General features: G+C 75.4%; 18 protein-coding genes. 9 read left to right on the plus strand and 9 right to left on the minus strand.

Features of this window, described 5'->3' with window-relative positions; genetic code table 11:
- The 3 genes from KDL28_RS25135 to KDL28_RS25145 all read right to left on the minus strand — a co-directional run bounded on the left by KDL28_RS25135 (position 1) and on the right by KDL28_RS25145 (position 4,072).
- Positions 1-2,562: a carboxylate--amine ligase/circularly permuted type 2 ATP-grasp protein gene (locus KDL28_RS25135; RefSeq protein ID WP_252442142.1), complete on the minus strand. Its 2,562-nt coding sequence runs from the start codon at positions 2,560-2,562 to the stop codon at positions 1-3.
- Between the two features lie 128 nt (positions 2,563-2,690).
- A complete protein-coding gene (locus KDL28_RS25140; RefSeq protein ID WP_252442144.1) occupies positions 2,691-3,335 on the minus strand; it encodes a TenA family protein in 645 nt (214 codons plus the stop codon).
- Complete coding sequence (locus KDL28_RS25145; RefSeq protein WP_252442225.1) at positions 3,332-4,072, minus strand: 2-phosphosulfolactate phosphatase; 741 nt, start codon at positions 4,070-4,072, stop codon at positions 3,332-3,334. The genes KDL28_RS25140 and KDL28_RS25145 overlap by 4 nt, the downstream gene beginning before the upstream one ends.
- Positions 4,073-4,102: 30 nt before the next feature.
- Here KDL28_RS25145 and KDL28_RS25150 point away from each other — a divergent pair, with 30 nt between their 5' ends.
- A complete protein-coding gene (locus tag KDL28_RS25150) occupies positions 4,103-5,710 on the plus strand; it encodes a phytoene desaturase family protein (protein ID WP_252442146.1) in 1,608 nt (535 codons plus the stop codon).
- A 146-nt stretch (positions 5,711-5,856) separates the two neighbouring features.
- Here the strand turns inward: KDL28_RS25150 and KDL28_RS25155 are convergent, their stop codons facing one another.
- Positions 5,857-7,404: an alpha/beta hydrolase gene (locus KDL28_RS25155; protein ID WP_252442148.1), complete on the minus strand. Its 1,548-nt coding sequence runs from the start codon at positions 7,402-7,404 to the stop codon at positions 5,857-5,859.
- A gap of 112 nt (positions 7,405-7,516) precedes the next feature.
- On the opposite strand from KDL28_RS25155, the gene KDL28_RS25160 reads away from it, so the two are divergent.
- On the plus strand, positions 7,517-8,134 hold the full coding sequence (locus tag KDL28_RS25160; RefSeq protein WP_252442150.1) for a winged helix-turn-helix domain-containing protein: 618 nt from the start codon (positions 7,517-7,519) through the stop codon (positions 8,132-8,134).
- 99 nt (positions 8,135-8,233) lie between these two features.
- Here KDL28_RS25160 and KDL28_RS25165 read toward each other — a convergent pair whose 3' ends face one another.
- Positions 8,234-10,096 carry an ABC transporter ATP-binding protein gene (locus tag KDL28_RS25165; RefSeq protein ID WP_252442227.1) on the minus strand — a complete coding sequence of 621 codons (1,863 nt, stop codon included), beginning with the start codon at positions 10,094-10,096 and terminating at the stop codon, positions 8,234-8,236.
- A gap of 280 nt (positions 10,097-10,376) precedes the next feature.
- Here KDL28_RS25165 and KDL28_RS25170 point away from each other — a divergent pair, with 280 nt between their 5' ends.
- The 3 genes from KDL28_RS25170 (at position 10,377) to KDL28_RS25180 (ending at position 12,812) form a co-directional block, all read left to right on the plus strand.
- Positions 10,377-11,021 (plus strand): M50 family metallopeptidase, encoded by a 645-nt coding sequence (locus KDL28_RS25170; protein ID WP_252442152.1) that lies wholly within the window; start codon positions 10,377-10,379, stop codon positions 11,019-11,021.
- A 181-nt stretch (positions 11,022-11,202) separates the two neighbouring features.
- Positions 11,203-12,591, plus strand: coding sequence for an AI-2E family transporter (locus KDL28_RS25175; protein ID WP_252442154.1), 1,389 nt, complete (start codon positions 11,203-11,205; stop codon positions 12,589-12,591).
- Entirely contained in the window at positions 12,588-12,812 is a 225-nt protein-coding gene (locus KDL28_RS25180) for a hypothetical protein (RefSeq protein WP_252442156.1), read from the plus strand. Before KDL28_RS25175 ends, KDL28_RS25180 begins: the two co-directional genes overlap by 4 nt.
- Before the next feature lie 138 nt (positions 12,813-12,950).
- Here the strand turns inward: KDL28_RS25180 and KDL28_RS25185 are convergent, their stop codons facing one another.
- Positions 12,951-13,616, minus strand: coding sequence for a DUF429 domain-containing protein (locus KDL28_RS25185; RefSeq protein WP_252442158.1), 666 nt, complete (start codon positions 13,614-13,616; stop codon positions 12,951-12,953).
- 27 nt (positions 13,617-13,643) lie between these two features.
- Between KDL28_RS25185 and KDL28_RS25190 the strand changes: the two genes are divergently transcribed.
- Together KDL28_RS25190 and KDL28_RS25195 are read left to right on the plus strand one after the other, a co-directional pair.
- Entirely contained in the window at positions 13,644-14,117 is a 474-nt protein-coding gene (locus tag KDL28_RS25190) for a ribose-5-phosphate isomerase (RefSeq protein WP_252442160.1), read from the plus strand.
- A 117-nt stretch (positions 14,118-14,234) separates the two neighbouring features.
- Positions 14,235-15,053, plus strand: a complete 819-nt coding sequence (locus tag KDL28_RS25195) for an Fpg/Nei family DNA glycosylase (protein WP_252442162.1) — start codon at positions 14,235-14,237, stop codon at positions 15,051-15,053.
- Between the two features lie 2 nt (positions 15,054-15,055).
- On the opposite strand, the gene KDL28_RS25200 is transcribed toward KDL28_RS25195, so the two are convergent.
- Genes KDL28_RS25200 through KDL28_RS25210 form a run of 3 tightly spaced genes read right to left on the minus strand, consistent with a single transcriptional unit; the run spans position 15,056 to position 17,411 of the window.
- Positions 15,056-15,757, minus strand: coding sequence for an alpha/beta fold hydrolase (locus tag KDL28_RS25200; protein WP_252442164.1), 702 nt, complete (start codon positions 15,755-15,757; stop codon positions 15,056-15,058).
- Complete coding sequence (locus tag KDL28_RS25205) at positions 15,754-16,182, minus strand: YybH family protein (protein WP_252442166.1); 429 nt, start codon at positions 16,180-16,182, stop codon at positions 15,754-15,756. The genes KDL28_RS25200 and KDL28_RS25205 overlap by 4 nt, the downstream gene beginning before the upstream one ends.
- Before the next feature lie 29 nt (positions 16,183-16,211).
- Complete coding sequence (locus KDL28_RS25210) at positions 16,212-17,411, minus strand: cytochrome P450 family protein (protein ID WP_252442168.1); 1,200 nt, start codon at positions 17,409-17,411, stop codon at positions 16,212-16,214.
- A 203-nt stretch (positions 17,412-17,614) separates the two neighbouring features.
- Here KDL28_RS25210 and KDL28_RS25215 point away from each other — a divergent pair, with 203 nt between their 5' ends.
- Positions 17,615-18,355, plus strand: a complete 741-nt coding sequence (locus KDL28_RS25215) for an HAD-IIA family hydrolase (RefSeq protein ID WP_252442229.1) — start codon at positions 17,615-17,617, stop codon at positions 18,353-18,355.
- Positions 18,356-18,677: 322 nt separating this feature from the next.
- Positions 18,678-18,830, plus strand: a complete 153-nt coding sequence (locus KDL28_RS25220; RefSeq protein WP_252442170.1) for a hypothetical protein — start codon at positions 18,678-18,680, stop codon at positions 18,828-18,830.
- Positions 18,831-18,853: the final 23 nt, after the last annotated feature.

The following is an 18,853-nucleotide window of genomic DNA, read 5'->3' on the forward strand; positions in this document are numbered from 1 at the left end:
TCATCTCAGGACCCAGGTGTCCTTGGCGCCGCCGCCCCGGGACGAGTTGACGATCATGCTGCCGGCCGGGGCCATCCGGCTCAACGCGGCCGGCAGCACCTCGGCGTGCGGCTGCCCGCCCAGGCGCGACTGCAGCACGAACGCCCGCAGGTCGACCGCCCGCGGCTCCAGCTTGCCCTCGGCGAAGGTCGGGTGCGTGGACAGCTCGACCAGGTCCTGGGCCACCCAGCCGGCCGGGTGGGCCCGGATCTGCTCGGCCACCGCGGCCAGCTCCGCGCGCTCGGCGTGCGGGCCGATCACGATGCCCTGCCCGCCGTAGCCGTCGACCGGCTTGAGCACCAGCTCGTCGAGGCGGTCGAGCACCTGGGCGCGCTGCTCGGGGTCGACGCACGGGTAGGTGGGGACGTTGTCCAGCAGGACCTTCTCGCCCAGGTAGTACTCGACCATCCGCGGCACGTAGGCGTAGACCAGCTTGTCGTCGGCGACCCCGTTGCCCAGCGCGTTCAGCATCGCCACCGTGCCCCGCGACACCGCGTTGACCAGCGCCCGGCCGATGGGGCGCAGGTCGGCGCCCTTCGCCGAGAGCAGCACGTTCTCGTCGATGCGCCGGTAGAGCGCGGACAGCCTGCGCCGCGCCCCGGTGCCGACCAGGTACACCCCGTCCTCGCTGACCTGCAGCTGGCGCGGGGTCACCACCGGCACGCCCATCCGGGCGGCCAGCAGCCGGTGCTCGAAGTACGCCGAGTCCGACTCGCCCGCGGAGAGCAGCGCGACCTCGTCGTAGCCGGGGTCGTCCACGTCGGTGGCCGACAGCAGCGCCGAGTGCAGCATCCCCGGCACCCGCTCCAGGCCGACCACCCCGGCCGGCGGCTCCAGGTCGGGCATGACGCTGCGGATCAACCGCCGGCTCATCACCGAGTAGCCGATCCCCGACGGCACCCGCAGGTTGTCCTCCAGCACCAGCCAGTGGTCGGCGCGGTCGCGGACCAGGTCGATGCCGGCCACCGCGATCCGCACGGCGTCCGCCGGGACCAGCCGGCCCACCCGGCTCAGCCCGGGCGCGTCCTGGACGACCGCGGGCGGCACGACGCCGTCGGCGACGATCGACCGCTCGGCGTAGACGTCGCGGATGAACGCCTCCAGCGCGCGCACCCGCTGGGTGAGCCCGGCGGTCAGCCCGCTCCAGTCCTCGCTGGTCACGATGCGGGGCACCAGGTCGAGCGGGAACAGCCGGTCGGGCTCGCCGTCGCCGACGCGGAACGTGACCCCGCGGGCGCGCTGCTCGGTGCGCAGCGCCGACTCGGCCGCGGCCAGCCCGCGCGGGCCCATCCGCTCCAGCGAGCGGAACATCCAGCCGTAGTGCGGCAGCACGGTGCCGCCCGCGCTGACCGCCTCGTCGAACGACGACGGGTGGTAGGCGGCGAGCAGCTCGGCGGCGGCGGGCACCGTCTGCGGCGGCTCGTGGCTCGGCCGCCTGCCCTGGGTGTGCGCCAGCAGCGCGTCGACGACGTCGACGTACTCGCCGCGGCGGCCGTACACGCGGCGCTGGGCGGCCGCGGCGCTGCCCCGGCCCAGCGCGGCCCGGGACAGCTCCAGCACCTGCTCCCAGTCGCCGACCTCCTCCAGCTGCGGGCGCAGGTGGTCGACCAGCGCGCCGATCAGCACCTCGGGGGCGACCAGCGAGGGGCCGACCAGGTCGACGAGGTCGCCCTCCAGGCCCGAGCGGGCCGCCCGCCAGCTGGCCGCGCGCAGCAGCTCGTGGCGGGCCGCGGGCAGCGGGAGCCCGGCGTCGAGGTCGGCCCGGGCCCTGGCCACCAGCGCCCGGAACAGCCCGGCGATCAGCACCACGTCGTCGACCTGCGGGCAGGCGTCGCACACCCGCAGCTCGACGGTCGGCAGGTGGGCGCTGGGCCGGATGTCGAAGTAGACCATCCCGGGGTCGCTGATCGTGCCGGACGCGATCAGCTCGTCGACCATGCGGTCGTAGTCGGCCGCGGTCTCCAGGTGCCCGGGCGGGCCCGCCGTCGGCCAGCGCGACCAGACCATGCTGCGGAAGCTGGCGTAGCCCGAGTCGCGCCCGCGCCAGTACGGCGAGCTGGCCGAGATCGCCAGCAGCGTCGGCAGGTAGGGCGCGACCCGTTGGGTGACCTGCACGGCGACGTCGCGGTCGGGCACGTCGACGTGCACCTGCGCGCCGCAGATGTGCTGCTCGCTGACCAGCAGCTGGTACTCGTGCTGCATCCGCTCGTAGCGGGCGCCCGCCGAGATCGCGTCGGTGGACATGTCGGCCAGCGGGACCGTGCCCGCGGCCACGACACCGAGCCCGAGCGGGCTCGCGGTGGCCTCCAGCGTGCCGCGCAGGCGGCGCAGGTTCTCGCGCAGCTCGTCGAGCGTGGCGCAGACCGGCGTGTTGGTCTCGACGAGGGAGCGCTGCAGCTCGGGGGCGAACTCGTCGCCGTCGAGCTGGGACAGCAGCGCGTCCACCTCGGGCGCGGAGCGGCGGGTCTCCAGGTCGACGACGTGGAACTCCTCCTCCACGCCGAGCAGGGGGAGGTCGCTCATGACGCCGACGCTAGGTGTCGTTTGTTACGAGCGCGGGTCACACCGGGCAACGGACAGGAGTGCTGCACTTCACCGATGTTCCCGATCCGCCGCCGTTCGGAACACCGCCGGGGGTCTGGACGGCCCACTCAGACGTACGCACCGTCGAGGAACGCCAGCTCCAGCTCCGCCGTCCGGACGAACAGCGCGCGCAGCACGTCGCGGCGGTCGTCGTCCAGCGCCGCGCTGACCCGGTCGAACTCCAGGCGCAGGAACGCGACCCAGCCCTCGAACGCCGCACCCCGGCGAAGCTCGACCCACTCCCGGGCCAGCGGGTCGGTCGGGGCGTCGGCGTCGGACCGGGTGGCGCAGTCCAGCCGCAGCCACTCGCCCACCAGCAGCACGGTCAGGCAGGACGGGTGGTCGACGGCGGACCGCACCGTCTCCAGCAGCTCGCGCAGCTGCGCGGTGGCCGGGCGCGGCTCGGGGTGGGTGCGCTCGTCGAGCGGCACGTCCAGCACGTCCATGGCGCGGGCCAGGTAGGCGGCGGGCGGCCCGGCGACCAGGCCGAGCCTGCGCGCGTGCGCCAACCGCGACTCGGGCAGGTCGCAGACGGCGACGGTGGCGCCCATGAGCGCCACGAACGGGTCCAGGACGAGGCTCTCCTGCACGAGGTGGGCGCCGAACACGCCGGGCTCCAGCCGCCCGGCCCACAGCTCGTCGACGAAGCGGTGGGTGGCCGCCGCGTCCCAGGCCTTCGCCGCGGCGGTCCGCAGCTCGTCGCTGAACGTCACCCGCGAACGCTACCGGCGAGCAGGCCGCCCGTCAGGGCGGGGACGGCGCGGCTCGCGTCCAGCGCGGCGGCCAGCGCGACGTCGGCGCCGTAGCCGTCGGCGAGCAGCTCCCGACCGGACGAGGTGGCGGCGAGCACGTCGAGCAGGCCGCGGGCGCGGGCCGCGGCGAACTGCGCGGCGGCCAGGTCGGCCTCGGTGGAGCGGTCGCGCAGCCGGGCGGCGATCGCGCCGGCGCCGACGGCGTCCTCGACGGCCACCCGCAGCGTGCCGTCCGGCCAGCGCTCCCCGGCGGCGACCAGCCCGACCGGGCCGTCGAACCGATCCGCGGCCGCGGCAACCGCGCCGGCGTTGCGCAGGCAGCCCGCCAGTAGCGGGACGCCCGCGGCCGCGGCGGCGGCGCACAGGGTGGCGCCGTTCGGTGAGCGCAGCGCCAGCGTGGTGCCCGCAGCCAGCCCGAGCAGCGACGACGGGCGCAGCGAGGGTCCCGGGCCGTCGCGGCGCCCGGCCGGGACCGCCCCGGCCCGCTCGGCCTCGGCCTCCGCGGCGGCCGGGTCGTGGTCGCGCTGCGGGAGCACCGCGGCGCCCCGCCCCACCGCGATGTCGACCGACGTGCAGAACGACAGGACGTCGACCACGACCAGCACGGCGCAGTCGGCGGCGAGCACCTCGACGCCGTGGGGGCCCCACTCCAGCCGCACCCGGTACCCGCGCTGGCGGTGCTCGCTCCTGGGCTCCATCGGCACCGACCGACGGTAGCGTCCGGGGACGTGGCCGTTCAGCAGGTTGAGGGCAGGGTCGGGCTCCCCGCACCGATCGCCGAGCTCGCCGCGCGCCGGTGGGACGCCGTGGTCGTCGGCGGCGGGCACAACGGCCTCACGGCCGCGGCCTACCTGGCCAGGGCGGGCAGGTCGGTGCTGGTGCTGGAGGCGCGCGAGCGGCTCGGCGGCGCGGCGACGCTGGAGCGGCCCTTCGCCGACGACCCGGACTACCTGATCAGCCCGTGCGCGTACGTGGTGGGGCTGCTGCACCCGCTGGTCGTCTCCGAGCTGGGGCTGGCCGAGCGCGGGTTCGCGGTCACCCTGGTTGACCCGAGCCTGTGGTGCCCCTTCGAGGACGGCACGTCGGTGGCGGTCTGGTCCGACGCGGACGCCGCGGCGAAGGAGGTCGCCGCGCTGGCCCCGTCCGACGTCGAGGGCTACCTGGCCTACGAGGCCCTCTTCGAGCGCATCCGGCGCACCCTGCGGCTCGGCCCGCGCGACACCTGGGTCGGCGACAGCCCGGACCGCGCCGAGCTGGCCGAGCTGTTCGGCGCGGACACCGAGGCGCTCGACGTGCTGCTGCACCGCTCGATCGCCGACGTCGTCTGCGAGCACGTGCGCGACGAGCGGCTGCGCGCCCTGCTGCACGGGCAGGGCGTGATCGGCACCTGGGCCGGTCCGCGCGACCCGGGCACCGCCGGCGTGCACGCGATGCACTCGCTGGGCACGCTGAACGACGGCCGCTGGGGCTACGTGCGCGGCGGCACCGGCCGGGTCTCGTTCGCGATCGCCGACGCCGCCGTCGCGCACGGCGCCGTGCTGGCCGCTGGGGTTCCGGTGGCGGCCATCGAACCGGGGGAGGGGGTGCGGCTGGCCGGCGGCGAGCTGATCGCCGCCGACGTCGTCGTCTCCAGCGCCGACCCCAAGCGCACGACGGCGCTCTGCGGCGACGCCGCGCCCGGGCCGTGGCGCGCCCGGGTCGACGCCTGGAGGTCGACCAGCCCCGTCGTGAAGATCAACTGCGCGCTCCGCGGGCTGCCCGTGTTCCCCGCCGCGCCCGACCCCGACCTCCCGCACCGCGCCATGGTCACGATCACCTCCGGCCTGGACGCCACCCAGGCCGCCTTCGAGCGCGCCGTAGCCGGGCACCCGGCGCCGTCCTGGGCGGAGGTGTACTTCCCGTCGCGCTACGACCCCTCCGTGGCGCCGGAGGGCAGGCACGTGATGAGCGTGTTCGCCCAGTACGTGCCCTACGCCCTGGCCGAAGGCAGCTGGGAGACCCGGCGGGAGGAGATCGCCGACGCCGCCCTCGCCGAGGTCGCCCGCTTCGCCCCCGACGTCGTGGACCGCATCGAGCACCGGCAGGTGCTGGGCCCACCCGACGTCGAGGCCCGGATCGGCCTGACCGGCGGCCACATCTTCCAGGGCGACTGCCTGCCCGACCAGATGTGGGACCGCCGGTTCGGCCCGCGCACCGCGGTGCCCGGCCTCTACCTGGCCGGCGCCGCCACCCACCCCGGCGGCAGCGTGATCGGCGTCAACGGCCGCAACGCCGCGATGGCCGTCCTCGCCGACACCACCCCCGACCGCCTCCCGTCCGCCCCGCCCCTGTCCTGATCGGGCGGCCCCGGGTTCAGGAAGGCCACCTTCAGGTCCGCACAGGCCAGGAAGGCCACCTTCCCGAACCTCCGGGTCCATGAAGGTGGCCTTCCTGAACGTCCGGCCCGGCGCCGCCCGGCGGGGGCGGCGGGGGCGGCGCGGGCTCAGGGGACGAGCAGGCCCCAGTAGAGCGCCCACGGGACGAAGGCGGCCGCGGCGACCAGCAGTGCGGTGATCCGGATGCGCTCGCCGGCGGACCGGGCGGGCCCCGCCGGCCTGCGGACGGTGCCGGGGCCGCGACCGCCGCGGCCGGCGCCGACGGGTTCGGGTGCCTCGGCCGGGTCGAGCGCCGCCGGCCTGCTGCCGCGCCCTCGGAGCAGCCCGACCACCAGCACGACCGCCGCCACCACCGTGGTGACCGCCAGCACCTGCAGCGCCAGCCACGGGAGCGTGCGCTCGAGCAGCAGCGGACCCGGGTCGATCGTGCGCCCGCCGCGGACGAGGGTCAGCTCGACCAGGTAGTACAGGGTCCCGACGACCGTGACCAGCCCCGCACCGGCGACCACCCGGGCCGCCACCGGGGCCGGCATCGCCGGTCCGGGACGCAGCACGCGGTGCAGCCGGCGCACGGCCGCGGTCAGCGCGAAGCCGCCGAACCCGCCCAGCATCAAGCCCAGCGCCACGCCGTGCGCGGGAGCGGACTCCCACCACCCCAGCGGCGGCACGGCCGCGGTCGCCAGCGGCTGGTCGCCGGTCCCGCTGACCGAGGTGCGCGGAGCCGCACCGCTCGCCGCCGCGCTCGTCCAGGACGCGACCAGGTCGACGTAGCCGGGGGCGAGCACCGGTCCCTCGGAGAAGCCGTCGGTGGTGGTGTGCAGCCCGTGGTCGGCACCGTCGATGGTCCGCAGCGTGTAGTGCGGGTTGCCGGCGCGCTCCAGCGCGGTGCGGAACGCGGCGACGCTCTCGACCGGCGGTGTCGCCCGGTCCAGCGCCCCCCAGACGCCCAGCACCGGCAGCGTCAGCCCGCTCAGCACGGGAGCGGGGTCGTAGTAGGGCTCGGGGAACATGCCCATGTCGCTGATCAGCCGGTACACCCCGGACGACGCCGCGTCGACCAGCGAGCCCCGCACCCCGGCGGCGTGCACCTTGAGCGCCTCGGCCCAGGTCTGCTGGCGCAGCGGCTCGAGCCCGTTCGCGCCGATCACCACCAGGAACGCCGTGCGCTCGTCGCGGGAGGCGGCCAGCGGAGCCACCCACCCGCCCTCGCTCGTGCCCCAGAGCCCGACCGCGCCGGGGTCGATGCCGGGCTGCTCGCGCAGCACCCCGGCGGCCGCGACGGCGTCGTCGGCCAGCTGGGAGTAGGAGCGCTCGGTCAGCGAGTAGCCCACCGACCGCTTGTCGTAGGCCAGCGTCGCCACCCCGGCCGCGGCGAACGCCTCGGCCTCCTCGCGGTACTTGTCCCGGGGGCCCGCACCCGCGCCGTGCACCATGACCACGGCCGGGGCGCCCGGCCGGGGATCGGCCGGGATCCGCAGCGTGGCCGGGAGCGCGAGGCCGTCGGCGGTCGGCACGGTCAGCTCGACCTGGCGGACGTCGCCCGCCTCGGCGGGGGCCCGGCTCGACGGGTCCACCCCGCCCGGTACCGGTCCACCCAGCGCCGAGCCGGTCAGGGACGCCGTCGCCGCGGCGGCGAGCGCGCCCGCGATCAGCATCCGGGCGACGGTCCGGCGGGGCCGTCGTCGTCGTGTCTCCATGGTCCACCCCTCTACAGAAGAAGCTCTGCAAACAAAGCTTTGCACAGAAGAGTGTGCTAGCTTCCGGCAGATGTCAACCCAGGGAGAGCCCGGAGATCGCGGGTCAGGGGGCCCCGAACCGGCCCGGGAGCTGAGCGACCCCGGCGCCCTCAAGGCCCTCGGTCACCCGCTGCGCCAGCAGATCCTGCGGAGCCTGCACCGCGACGGCCCGGCCACGGCGACGACGCTGGCCGCGGCGCTCGGCGAGAACACCGGCGCCACCAGCTACCACCTGCGCCAGCTCGCCGAGCACGGGTTCGTCGAGGACATCCCGGAGCGGGCCCGCGGCCGGGTGCGGTGGTGGCGGGCGCGCCGGCAGGACATCCGGTTCCTGCCCCGCAGCACCATGACCGAGGACGCCCGGGCGGCCCTCGACCAGCTCACCGAGCTCAACGCGGCCGAGGACGACCAGGCGCTGGCCCGGTTCCAGCAGCGGCGCGAGGAGATGGGGCCCTGGGGCGACGCGCTGCTGTTCAGCCGCAGCGCGCTGCGGCTGGCGCCGCACGAGCTGCTCGCGTTCTGGGAGGAGTACATGGCCCTGGTGCTGCGCTACCGCGGCGACGACGCCGAGGGCCACGCGGTCGACCCGCCGCCGCAGGACGCGCGCCGCATCCTGGTGCGCTTCCTGGCGTTCCCCGACGTCGACTGAGGCCGACCGGGCCGGAGTCCGGGCCACGTCGCAGAGGCGAGGTGCCCGGCGCAGGGCCCGGAGGCCTTGCGCCGGGCACGCGGGCCCTGCGAGGTGCGGCTAGGAGGCCGCCAGCTCGACCTCGTCGGTCGACGGCTGGGCGAACTGGGCCGCGTGCAGCTGCGCGTACCGGCCCGCCCCGTGCACCAGCTGGGTGTGGGTGCCGTGCTCGACGATCCGGCCGTGCTCCAGCACCAGGATCTGGTCGGCGGCGCGGATGGTGGACAGCCGGTGCGCGATGACCACCGCCGTGCGCCCGGTGAGGGCCTCGGCCAGCGCCTCCTGCACCGCGGCCTCCGAGGTGGAGTCGAGGTGGGCGGTGGCCTCGTCGAGCACGACGATCCGCGGCCGGGCCAGCAGCACCCGGGCGATGGTCAGCCGCTGGCGCTCGCCGCCGGAGAGCCGGTAGCCGCGCTCGCCGACGACCGTCTCGAGGCCGTCGGGCAGGGAGCGGATCAGCTCGGCGAGCCGGGCGCGCTCCAGCGCGTCCCACAGGTCGGTCTCGGTGGCCTCCGGGCGGGCCAGGAGCAGGTTGGCCCGGATGGTGTCGTGGAAGAGGTGGCCGTCCTGGGTGACCATGCCGATCGCGCCGCGCAGCGAGTCGAACGACAGGTCGCGGACGTCGACCCCGCCGATGCGCACGGTGCCCGCGTCGGCGTCGTAGAGGCGGGGCAGCAGCTGGGCGATCGTGGACTTGCCGGCGCCGGAGGACCCGACCAGCGCGACCATCCGGCCGGGCTCGGCGCGGAACGTCACCCCGTGCAGGACCTGCTCGCCGCCGCGCGTGTCGAGCTGGGCGACGTCCTCCAGGGAGGCCAGCGAGACCCGGTCGGCGGAGGGGTAGGCGAAGTCGACGCCGTCGAACTCCAGCCCGAGCGGGCCCTCCGGCAGCGCGACCGGGTGCTCCGGCTCGGCGATCAGCGGCTGCAGGTCGAGCACCTCGAACACCCGCTCGAAGCTGACCAGCGCGCTCATCACCTCGACGCGGGCGCTGGCCAGCGCGGTGAGCGGGGCGTAGAGGCGGGTCAGCAGCAGGGCCAGCGCCACGACGTCGCCGGCGGCCAGCCCGCCGGTGATCGCCAGGTAGCCGCCGACGCCGTAGACCAGCGCCAGCGCGAGCGCCGACACCAGGGTCAGCGCGGAGACGAATACCCACTGGACCATCGCGGTGCGCACGCCGATGTCGCGCACGCGGGCGGCGCGGGCCACGAACTCGCGCGTCTCCTCCGCGGGCCGGCCGAACAGCTTGATCAGCGTGGCGCCCGGGGCGGAGAAGCGCTCGGTCATCTGGTCGCCCATGGCGGCGTTGTGGTCGGCGCCCTCGCGCTGGATCGAGGCCAGCGTGCGCCCGATCCGCCGGGCCGGGATGACGAACACCGGCAGCAGCACCAGCGCCAGCAGCGTGACCTGCCAGGACAGCGTGACCATCACGGCGAGGGTCAGGACCAGGGTGACGACGTTGCCGACGACGCCGGACAGCGTGTCGCTGAACGCCCGCTGGGCCCCGATGACGTCGTTGTTGAGCCGGCTGACCAGCGCCCCGGTGCGAGTGCGGGTGAAGAAGGCGACCGGCTGGCGCTGGACGTGGTCGAACACCGCGGCGCGCAGGTCGAGGATGAGGCCCTCGCCCAGCGAGGCCGACAGCCAGCGCTGCAGGATGCCGCCCGCGGCCTCGACTACCGCGATCCCCGCGATCAGCGCGGCCAGCACCACCACGACCGAGACCGGACCGCCGCCGACGATCGTGTCGACCACCCGGCCCGCGAGCACCGGGGTGGCCACTGCCAGCACCGCGCCGACCACACTGACCAGGAGGAACGTCACGACCTGGGTGCGGTGCGGGCGGGCGAACGCCGCGATGCGGCGCATCGTGGCCATCGAGAACGGACGTCTCTCGCCGGTGTCGTGCGAGGCCCGGTACATCTCGCTCCAGGCCACCATTTCCATGCTCATCGGGTGCTCCCTCCGTGCGGCGAGTCTGGACCCGACCACCGACAGTTCCGGTTCGTGCCGTCCGGCCACGACGCTAAGACGTGAAGCTGACTTGAGGTCAAGGTCAGCGTCGAACGGGTGTCGAGGGGTAGGACGGGCGGGGAGGGCGGAACTCATCGGCCCCGATGATCACCGCGAGTGGATGGTCGTTGACCAGCGGTAGTCGATCTGCTCCACTACTCCGATGGGTGACGCCGATGTGGTGAATGCCGTGCCTGTAGTAGGCCAACCGCTCGCATTCGGCATCGGCTTCGTGGTCCTCCTGCTGGTGGTGTTCACCGGTACGTGGGCGGGCTCGTTGGTGACCGTGGCGCACGAGAGCGGCCACATCGTCGGCGCACTGCTGACCCTGCGCGACCACGCGGGCTTCCAGCTCAACGACGACGGCAGCGCCTTCACGACCGTGTCCAGGTCGCGCTGGAGCTTCGGCGGGCTGATCGCGGCGTTCGCCGGCTACCCGCTGCCGCCGCTGCTCGGGCTCGGCGGGGCCGCCGTGGTCGCCGACGGCAACGCGTGGGCGGTGCTGTGGAGCGCGCTCGCCCTGCTGGTCTGGGCGTTCATGCAGGCAGCGAACGCGCTGGCGAACGCGGTCACGCTGCTGGCCTCGATCGGTGTCGGGTGGGTGGCGCTGACCGGGAGCCCGGAGCTGAAGGCGGCGATCGCCGTCGGCCTGGTCTGGCTGATGCTGATCGGTGGGGCGCTCGACTCGACCACCCGGCTCAGCCGGGCCGCGAAGAGCGACGCCGAGTACATGTCCCGCTGGACGCTCGTCCCCCGGATCGCCTGGCACGGCATCTGGGCGCTGATCGGTGTGCTCTGCCTCTGGTTCGGCGCGAGCTGGCTGCTGGTCGGCTGACGGCGGCGCCGGGGCGGGTGCGGGGAGCGGCTTGTTTCAAGCGGTCCGCTTGTGGACAACTCCGCTCCGACCGCCGCGTCCGACGGTGGTCCGTCGGGAAGGTCTGACAGGGTGTGCTCGTCCGGGTGATCCCGGGCGCCGCCCGTCGCCACCCGACCCGCCGGACCGCCGAGGAGCAGCCGTGACGACCACCGAACGCCCCCAGCGCGGGCGCGGCACCGCCATCGGAGAGGGGGTGACCTGGCTCGCCCGGTGGAGCCTGCGGATCGCGCTGGTCGGCCTGGGCCTGTGGATCCTGACCTGGGTGATCGGCTCCCTGTGGTCGATCGTGCTGCCGCTGCTGCTGGCCACGCTGCTGGCCACCGTGCTGTGGCCGCCGACGCGGTGGCTGCGCCGGCACAAGTTCCCGCCCGCGGCCGCGGCGGCCGCGGTGCTGCTGGGCGGGCTGCTCGTGCTGGCCGGGCTGGTCGCCCTGATCGTCGTCTCGGTGGCCGGCAACATCGACCAGATCTCGCAGAGCGCGGTCGGCGGCGTCCAGGCCATCCAGGACTGGCTGTCCGGACCGCCGCTCAACCTCCAGCAGACCCAGCTCGACACCGCGCTGAACACGGTCACCCAGCAGCTGCAGTCCAGCATCTCGACGATCTCCTCCGGAGTGCTCACCGGGGTCTCCACGGTGGCCAACGGCGTGATCAACACCCTGCTCACGCTGGTCATCGCGTTCTTCCTGATCAAGGACGGCCCGCGGTTCCTGCCGTGGGTGCGCGCCACCGTCGGCGAGGGCACCGGCGGGCACCTGGTCGAGGTGACCAGGCGGGTCTGGAAGACCCTCGGCGACTTCATCCGCACCCAGGCCATCGTCAGCCTGGTCGACGCGGTCCTGATCGGGGCCGGGCTGCTGATCCTCGGGGTGCCGCTGGCCATCCCGCTGGCCGTGCTCACGTTCCTCGGCGGCTTCGTGCCGATCATCGGGGCGATCGTCGCCGGTGTGCTCGGCGTGCTGGTCGCCCTGGTCAGCAACGGGTTCACCACCGCGCTGATCGTGCTGGCGATCATCATCGCCGTGCAGCAGCTGGAGGGCAACGTGCTGCAGCCGATGCTGCAGTCGCGCAGCCTCGGGCTGCACGCCGTGGTGGTGCTGCTCGCGGTCACGGCGGGCAGCACGCTCTACGGCATCGCGGGTGCCTTCCTGGCGGTGCCCGTGGCCGCCGCCGTCGCGGTGGTGCTGCGCTACCTCAGCGAGCGGGCGGACGCCTGGGTGGCCGGCGGTCCGGGACCGGCCGTCGGCCCGCCGCTGGAGGTCCTGGGAGTGATGCCCGCGGTGCAGGGCGCGCAGGGGCCCGAGGCCACCGTGCCGGGGAACGACCGCGGTCCGGCCGGGCCCGGCCCGGGCGACCCCACCTCCGACGACCCCGACCCCGACGCCCCCGACGCGAGCGACCCGGACGCCGACATGAGCCTGGTCGACCCCGGCGCGGGCGGCCACCGCTCGCCCGACGACGACCCGCACGTGCGCACGGACCACGACGGGCGCAGGGAGCAGACCACGCGCGGAGAGGGAGAGCGATGAGCGCAGTCGAGGAGATCCTGGCCCCGATCGTGATGTCGTGGCTCGCGGGCAAGTTCGGTGGGAAGGCGTCCGAAGCGGGCGGCGCGTCCGGCGGCCTCGGCGACCTGCTGGGCGGGGTGCTCGGCTCGGTCCTCTCCGGTGGAGCGGCGGGCGGATCCGGTTCCGGCGCGGGTGGGCTCGGGGATCTGCTCGGCGGGCTGCTCGGGAGCGGGCGGAAGTAGACGTTCGGAGCGGTTGAGGCGAACGGCGCGGTGAGCCGACCAGCGAAACCGCGCACACCTGGCCGTTGCCGCGCACACCGCCCGACATGTGCGTCGTGCCCACGAGGTGTGCGTGGTGGCCGTGAACCGGGCCCGACCTCACACCACCACCCGCATCGGCCGGCCCCGCTCGTCCACCTCCCCGCCCAGCACCTCGGCCCGCCCCGTCGCCCACCGCTGCGCGGTCCACGCCACCGCGAGCGCGTCGAGCAGGTCGTCGAGCCCGGGGCCGGTGGGGAGGTCGGCCAGCGCGAGGGCCGGGTCGACCCAGCGGGCCAGCGCGGCGATCCGCTGCCCGGCGCCGCGCGGCGACCTCTTGCCGGTGAACGCGACGTCGGGGGCCAGCCGCCGGAACGACAGCTCGGGGTGGGCCTCGACCACGCCGTCGGGCAGGTCGACGGCGTCCCACTCGGCGATCTTCGGGCCGATGTGGAAGGTCTGCAGGCTCACGGCGCGGCCGGTGAGGGCGCGGGCGACGGCGCAGGCCTCGGGGTGGGTGGGGGCGGCCAGCACCGGGCGGGGCGGGGCCGGGAACACCGACGAGCGGGCGGGCCCGAGGGCGCGGGCGGCCAGGACGTCGCACTCGCGGCGCCCGCCCTCGGGGCCGCCGGTGGGCAGGCCGAGGGGGATGTCGACGCCGACGGCGGCACACCCCGCGGTGGCCGCGAGCACGTCAGCGGCGGTGTCGGCGGTGCGCCAGCGCACCTCGCCCGGCCGGACGACGACGATCACCCAGCCGCCGCGGGCCCCGTCCACCCCGGCCACCGGGTCGATAGGGCAGGATCGTCCGCCGTGCGCGTCTACCTCGGCTCCGACCACGCGGGTTTCGAGCTCAAGTCCCACCTGCTGACCCACGTCGCCAGTCTGGGCCACGAGCCGATCGACGTCGGCCCGGCGGCCTACGACCCCGAGGACGACTACCCGGCCTTCTGCATCGCCACCGGTCTGGCCGTGCTGGCCGAGCCGGGCAGCCGGGGGATCGTCATCGGCGGCTCGGGCAACGGCGAGCAGATCGCCGCCAACGAGGTCGTCGGCATCCGCGCGGCGCTGGCCTGGAGCGTGGAGACCGCGCGCCTGGCCCGGCTGCACAACGACGCCCAGGTGGTGGCGATCGGCGCCCGCATGCACACCGCCGAGGAGGCCGAGGACATCGTCGCGGCCTTCCTGGCCACGGACTTCTCCGGCGAGGAGCGCCACGCCCGGCGCATCGCCCTCCTCGACGAGTACGAGCGCACCCGGGTCCCCCCGGCGCTGCCGCCGGCCTGACGCGAGCGCGCGCGGCCCCCTGCGGGCTGTGCGAGCATCCGGGGGAACCGACCCGCCGACGTCCGCGGGCCGCCACCCCGCCGGCGGCCCCACGTCCCGGCACGATCGAGGTCGAGGATGCCGGAAGGCCACACCCTGCACCGCCTGGCGCGGCTGCACCGCCGCCGCTACCGCGGCCACCCGATCGCCGTGAGCAGCCCGCAGGGCCGCTTCGCCACCAGCGCCGAGGTGCTCGACGGCCGGGTGCTGGAGCGCACCGAGGCGCACGGCAAGCACCTGTTCCACCACTACGGGCCCGACCTCGTGCTGCACGTGCACCTCGGGCTGTACGGCACCTTCTCCGACGTGCCCCGCCCGGTCGAGCCGCCGCGCGGGCTGGTCCGGCTGCGCCTGGTCGGTCCCAGCCACTTCGCCGACCTGCGCGGCCCGACGGCCTGCGAGCTGATCTCCGACGTCGAGGCGGCGGCCATCCACGCCCGCCTGGGCGCCGACCCGCTGCGCCGCGACGCCGACCCGGAGCGGGCGTGGGCGCGGATCTCCCGGTCGCGGGCGCCGCTGGCCACGCTGCTGATGGACCAGAGCGTGATCGCCGGTGTCGGCAACGTCTACCGGGCGGAGGCGCTGTTCCGCCACGGGCTCGACCCGCTGCTTCCGGGCCGGGCCCTGCGCCGCGAGCAGTGGGACGCGCTGTGGGCCGACCTGGTCGCCCTGCTGCGCGAGGGCGTGCGCCGCGGCAAGATCGAGACGTTGCGCCCCGAGCACGACCCGCGGCTGCTGGCCCCGCCCGACCGGGGCGCCGTGTGCGCGCGGCGGGTCTACGCCTACCGCCGCACCGGGCAGCCCTGCCTGGTGTGCGGCACGCCGATCGCGCACTCCGAGCACCTGGCCCGCAACCTGTTCTGGTGCCCCACCTGCCAGCCGGCGGCCGCGGCCTGAGCTCAGCCGCAGAGCAGGTCGGCCAGCTCGGCCGGGGCGGTGACCATGGCGTCGTGGCCGGTGGGCAGCGAGTCGAAGCGCCACGCGGGATCGGTGGCCGCGGCGTCGGCGAACCCGGCGAAGCTGTCCGGCCCCGGCTTGTCGGTGCAGTGCACGTAGCGGCGGGGCAGGTCGGGCGGGGCGATGTCGGGCAGCGCGTCGGCGAGCCCGCCGACCGGGTGCGGGCGCAGCCGCGGGCCCAGCCAGGCCCGGTCGTCGGGGTCGGTCACCGCCCAGCCGTCCATGGCCGCGTCCGGGTCGAGCACGATCCGCCCGGCCGCGTCGACCAGCCGCTCGAAGTGCTCCCGGCGCTGCGGGCTGAGCAGGTCGAACACCGACTCGCCCCGGCCCGGTACGAACGAGTCGAGGTGCACCAGCTCGCGGATGCGCTCGCCGGCCCGCTGCGCCACCCCGGTGATCACCGCCCCGGACGAGCTGTGCCCGACGAGCACGACGTCGCGCAGGTCGTCGAGCTCGAGCACGGCCAGCACGTCGCGCACGTGGGTGGCCAGCCCGGTGTGCGGGCGGGCCAGGTGCGCGCGGTCGCCGAGGCCGGTGAGGGTGGGCGCGTGCACCTCGTGGCCGCGCTCGCGCAGCAGCGGCGCGACCCGCCGCCAGCACCACCCGCCGTGCCACCCGCCGTGGACCAGCACGAACGTCGTCATGACCGGCGGCGCGGGTCGGCGGGCGGGAAGTCGGCGTGGCGGTGCACGAGGTACCAGCGGCCCTCGACGCGGCGCAGCACGTGGGTGACGCGCAGCCGCATCAGCGCCGGCTCGCCGCCGTCCACGCGGACCGTGCCCTCCTCGGTGCCGACGGTCACCGCGAGGTCGCCGTCGGCGTGCACCAGGTCGTTGCGCGGCACCAGGGCACCGTCGGAGAACCGGCTGCCCACCCAGGTGAACGTGCCCGTGACGGCGTCGTTCCCGCGCTCGACCGGTCCCCACGCGCCGTAGAGCGTGACGTCGTGGCCGGGGGCCCAGAGCGCGGCGTACGGGGCGGGGTCGCCCGACCCGATCGCGGCCAGCGCGGCCGCCACGCGCCCCAGTGCGGTGTCCAGGCCCTCCGGCACCGTCGTCGATCCGTTCATGCCGCCCTCCTCCCCGGGGACCGGCGCGGTCAGCGCAGCCGCACCGGCAGCTCGTTGAGCCCGTTCATGAGCAGTCCCGGGGCCCGGGACAGCTCGTCGACCGGCGCGGCCGGCCGCATGTCGGGGAAGCGGGCCAGCAGGGCGCCCAGCGCGATGCGGCCCTCCAGCCGGGCGAGCGGGGCACCCAGGCAGTGGTGCACGCCGTGGCCGAAGGCCAGGTGCCCGGACGCGTCGCGGGTGAGGTCGAGGCGGGCGGCGTCGGGGTACCGGGCCGGGTCGCGGTTGGCGGCCAGCAGCGACACGACGACCAGCTCGCCGGCCGGGACGGCGGTGCCGCCGATCCGGGTGGCGGCCGCGCTGACCATCGGGACGGCCGACTGCAGCGGTCCGTCGAAGCGCAGCAGCTCCTCCACGGCGGCGACGATCCGGTCGGGCGCGGTGCGCAGCGCGGCCAGCTGGTCGGGGTGGGTCAGCAGGGCCAGCACGCCGTTGCCGATGAGGTTGACGGTGGTCTCGTGCCCGGCGACGAGCAGCAGGAACACCATCGAGGTCAGCTCGTCCTCGGTGAGCGCGTCGCCCCCGTCGCGCACCGCGACCAGCGCGGAGAGCAGGTCGTCGGCGGGCTCGCGGCGCTTGCGGGCCAGCAGTTCGCGCAGGTAGCCGACCAGGCCGGTGGCGGCCGTCGAGTAGGCCTCGAACCCCGCCATGCTCCCGGCGACCAGCGGCCCGGTCCACGCCCGGAAGGCGCCGCGGTCGGGATCGGGCACGCCCAGCAGCTCGCAGATCACGGTGATCGGCAGCGGGTGGGCGAACGCGCTGACCAGGTCGATCTCGTCGCGGTCGGCGAACCCGGCGACCAGCTCGTCGGCCAGCTCCTGGACGCGCGGGGCCAGCAGTTCGCAGCGGCGCCGGGTGAACGCCGCCGAGACCAGCTTGCGCAGGCGGGTGTGGTCGGGCGGGTCGAGGACGAGCAGGTGGTGGTCCATCGCGTCGGCGATGTCGGCGGGCAGCTGCCCGGCGTACGGGCCGTGCCCGGGCCCGCCCTTGACCAGCGCGGGGTCGGCGAGCGCGGCGCGGGCCGCGTCGTGGCCGGTGACCAGCCAGCCCTCGGCGCCGTTGGGCATCGGGAACCGGTGCACCGGGCCCGCGGCGACCAGGGCGTCGTAGATGACGTGGCGGTCGGTGGCGCCCGTCGAGGTGAACGGGTCGGTCGGGATCACTGCGGTCATGCGGGCTCACGCTCCTCCCGCGCCCCGACGGCGCGGCACCATCCTGGTCCCGGCGCGCCGGGGGCCCTGTGTCGGATGAGCGCGCTGGAACGTGCAGAAATACCGGGTCCATCGATCGGGTCGCCGAGCGGGCGGGCGCGTCCGGCTCGCCCTACGCTCGCGCCGTGACCGATCAGCGGCCCGTCGAGTGCTGGATGACCGACATGGACGGCGTGCTGGTCCACGAGGGTCGGATGATCCCCGGGGCGGACGCGTTCGTGAACCGCCTCCGCGAGGCGGGCAGGCCGTTCCTGGTGCTCACCAACAACTCCATCTACACCCCGCGCGACCTGCAGTTCCGGCTGCGCTCCAGCGGCATCGACGTGCCGGAGGAGGCGATCTGGACCTCGGCGCTGGCCACCGCGGCCTTCCTGGCCGACCAGCGCCCCGGCGGCAGCGCCTACGTCATCGGCGAGGCCGGGCTGACCACCGCGCTGCACGACATCGGCTACGTCCTCACCGACAACGCCCCCGACTACGTGGTGCTCGGCGAGACCCGCACCTACAGCTTCACCGCGGTCACCACGGCCATCCGGCTGATCCGCGCCGGCGCCCGGTTCGTGGCCACCAACCCCGACTCCACCGGGCCGTCGGCGGAGGGCGTGCTGCCCGCCACCGGCGCGGTCGCGGCCCTGATGACGCGGGCCAGCGGCGTCGACCCGTACTTCGTCGGCAAGCCGAACCCGCTGATGATGCGGGCCGCGCTCAACCGGCTGCAGGCCCACTCGGAGTCGACGGTGATGATCGGCGACCGGATGGACACCGATGTGGTGGCCGGCCTGGAGGCCGGGATGCGCACGGTGCTGGTGCTGACCGGGATCATGCGGGCCGAGGACATCGACCGCTTCCCCTACCGCCCGAGCCGGGTGGTCACCTCCATCGCCGATCTCGTCGACGAGGTCTGAGCGCCGGGCCGGGGCCACGCCGGCGGGCACGCAGGCGTGGCCCCGGTACCGGTGGGGGGAGGGGTCGTCCCACCGGTCGGAAGGTCGGCGCTGTGGCGCACACTGCTCGGTTCGCCCGACCGGTGCGACGGCCGTTCTGCCTACCCTCGCAGGTCCACTCGGCGGCAACTGGGAGGGCGTTACAGAACCCGTCGTCGCAGGCCAGCGGGCTGCGCGGCGATCACGGAGCGCAGTTGATCACAGCGTGACACCGCGGTGACGGCAGGTGCCCGCCGTCCCGGTCCACCGGAAAATGACAGGGGTGGGATTTAGCATCGCGCCCATGGACACGACGATGACGACAGGTTGGTGGAGCTGCTCGGAGTGCGCGGTCGAAGCCGAGCTCTCGGTCGGTGCGACGAACGGCTTCCAGGTGCCCTGCCCGGACTGCGGCGGGGCGATGGTCGAGCAGTGGCAGTGGGACGCGGCGGCCTGAGCCGCACCCCCCGCCGGGCCGTC

The organism is Pseudonocardia humida, assembly GCF_023898865.1.
Classification (GTDB): Bacteria; Actinomycetota; Actinomycetes; order Mycobacteriales; family Pseudonocardiaceae; genus Pseudonocardia; species Pseudonocardia humida.

Bases quoted from the DNA above. Each gene is read 5' to 3' on its own strand.
- KDL28_RS25195 (WP_252442162.1), top strand. From the start codon at position 14,235: ATGCCGGAAGGCCACACCCTGCACCGCCTGGCGCGGCTGCACCGCCGC.
- KDL28_RS25180 (WP_252442156.1), top strand. From the start codon at position 12,588: ATGAGCGCAGTCGAGGAGATCCTGGCCCCGATCGTGATGTCGTGGCTC.
- KDL28_RS25160 (WP_252442150.1), top strand. From the start codon at position 7,517: ATGTCAACCCAGGGAGAGCCCGGAGATCGCGGGTCAGGGGGCCCCGAA.
- KDL28_RS25215 (WP_252442229.1), top strand. From the start codon at position 17,615: ATGGACGGCGTGCTGGTCCACGAGGGTCGGATGATCCCCGGGGCGGAC.
- KDL28_RS25155 (WP_252442148.1), bottom strand. From the start codon at position 7,404: ATGCTGATCGCGGGCGCGCTCGCCGCCGCGGCGACGGCGTCCCTGACC.
- KDL28_RS25205 (WP_252442166.1), bottom strand. From the start codon at position 16,182: ATGAACGGATCGACGACGGTGCCGGAGGGCCTGGACACCGCACTGGGG.
- KDL28_RS25145 (WP_252442225.1), bottom strand. From the start codon at position 4,072: ATGGAGCCCAGGAGCGAGCACCGCCAGCGCGGGTACCGGGTGCGGCTG.
- KDL28_RS25210 (WP_252442168.1), bottom strand. From the start codon at position 17,411: ATGACCGCAGTGATCCCGACCGACCCGTTCACCTCGACGGGCGCCACC.
- KDL28_RS25165 (WP_252442227.1), bottom strand. From the start codon at position 10,096: ATGTACCGGGCCTCGCACGACACCGGCGAGAGACGTCCGTTCTCGATG.
- KDL28_RS25220 (WP_252442170.1), top strand. From the start codon at position 18,678: ATGGACACGACGATGACGACAGGTTGGTGGAGCTGCTCGGAGTGCGCG.
- KDL28_RS25200 (WP_252442164.1), bottom strand. From the start codon at position 15,757: ATGACGACGTTCGTGCTGGTCCACGGCGGGTGGCACGGCGGGTGGTGC.
- KDL28_RS25135 (WP_252442142.1), bottom strand. From the start codon at position 2,562: ATGAGCGACCTCCCCCTGCTCGGCGTGGAGGAGGAGTTCCACGTCGTC.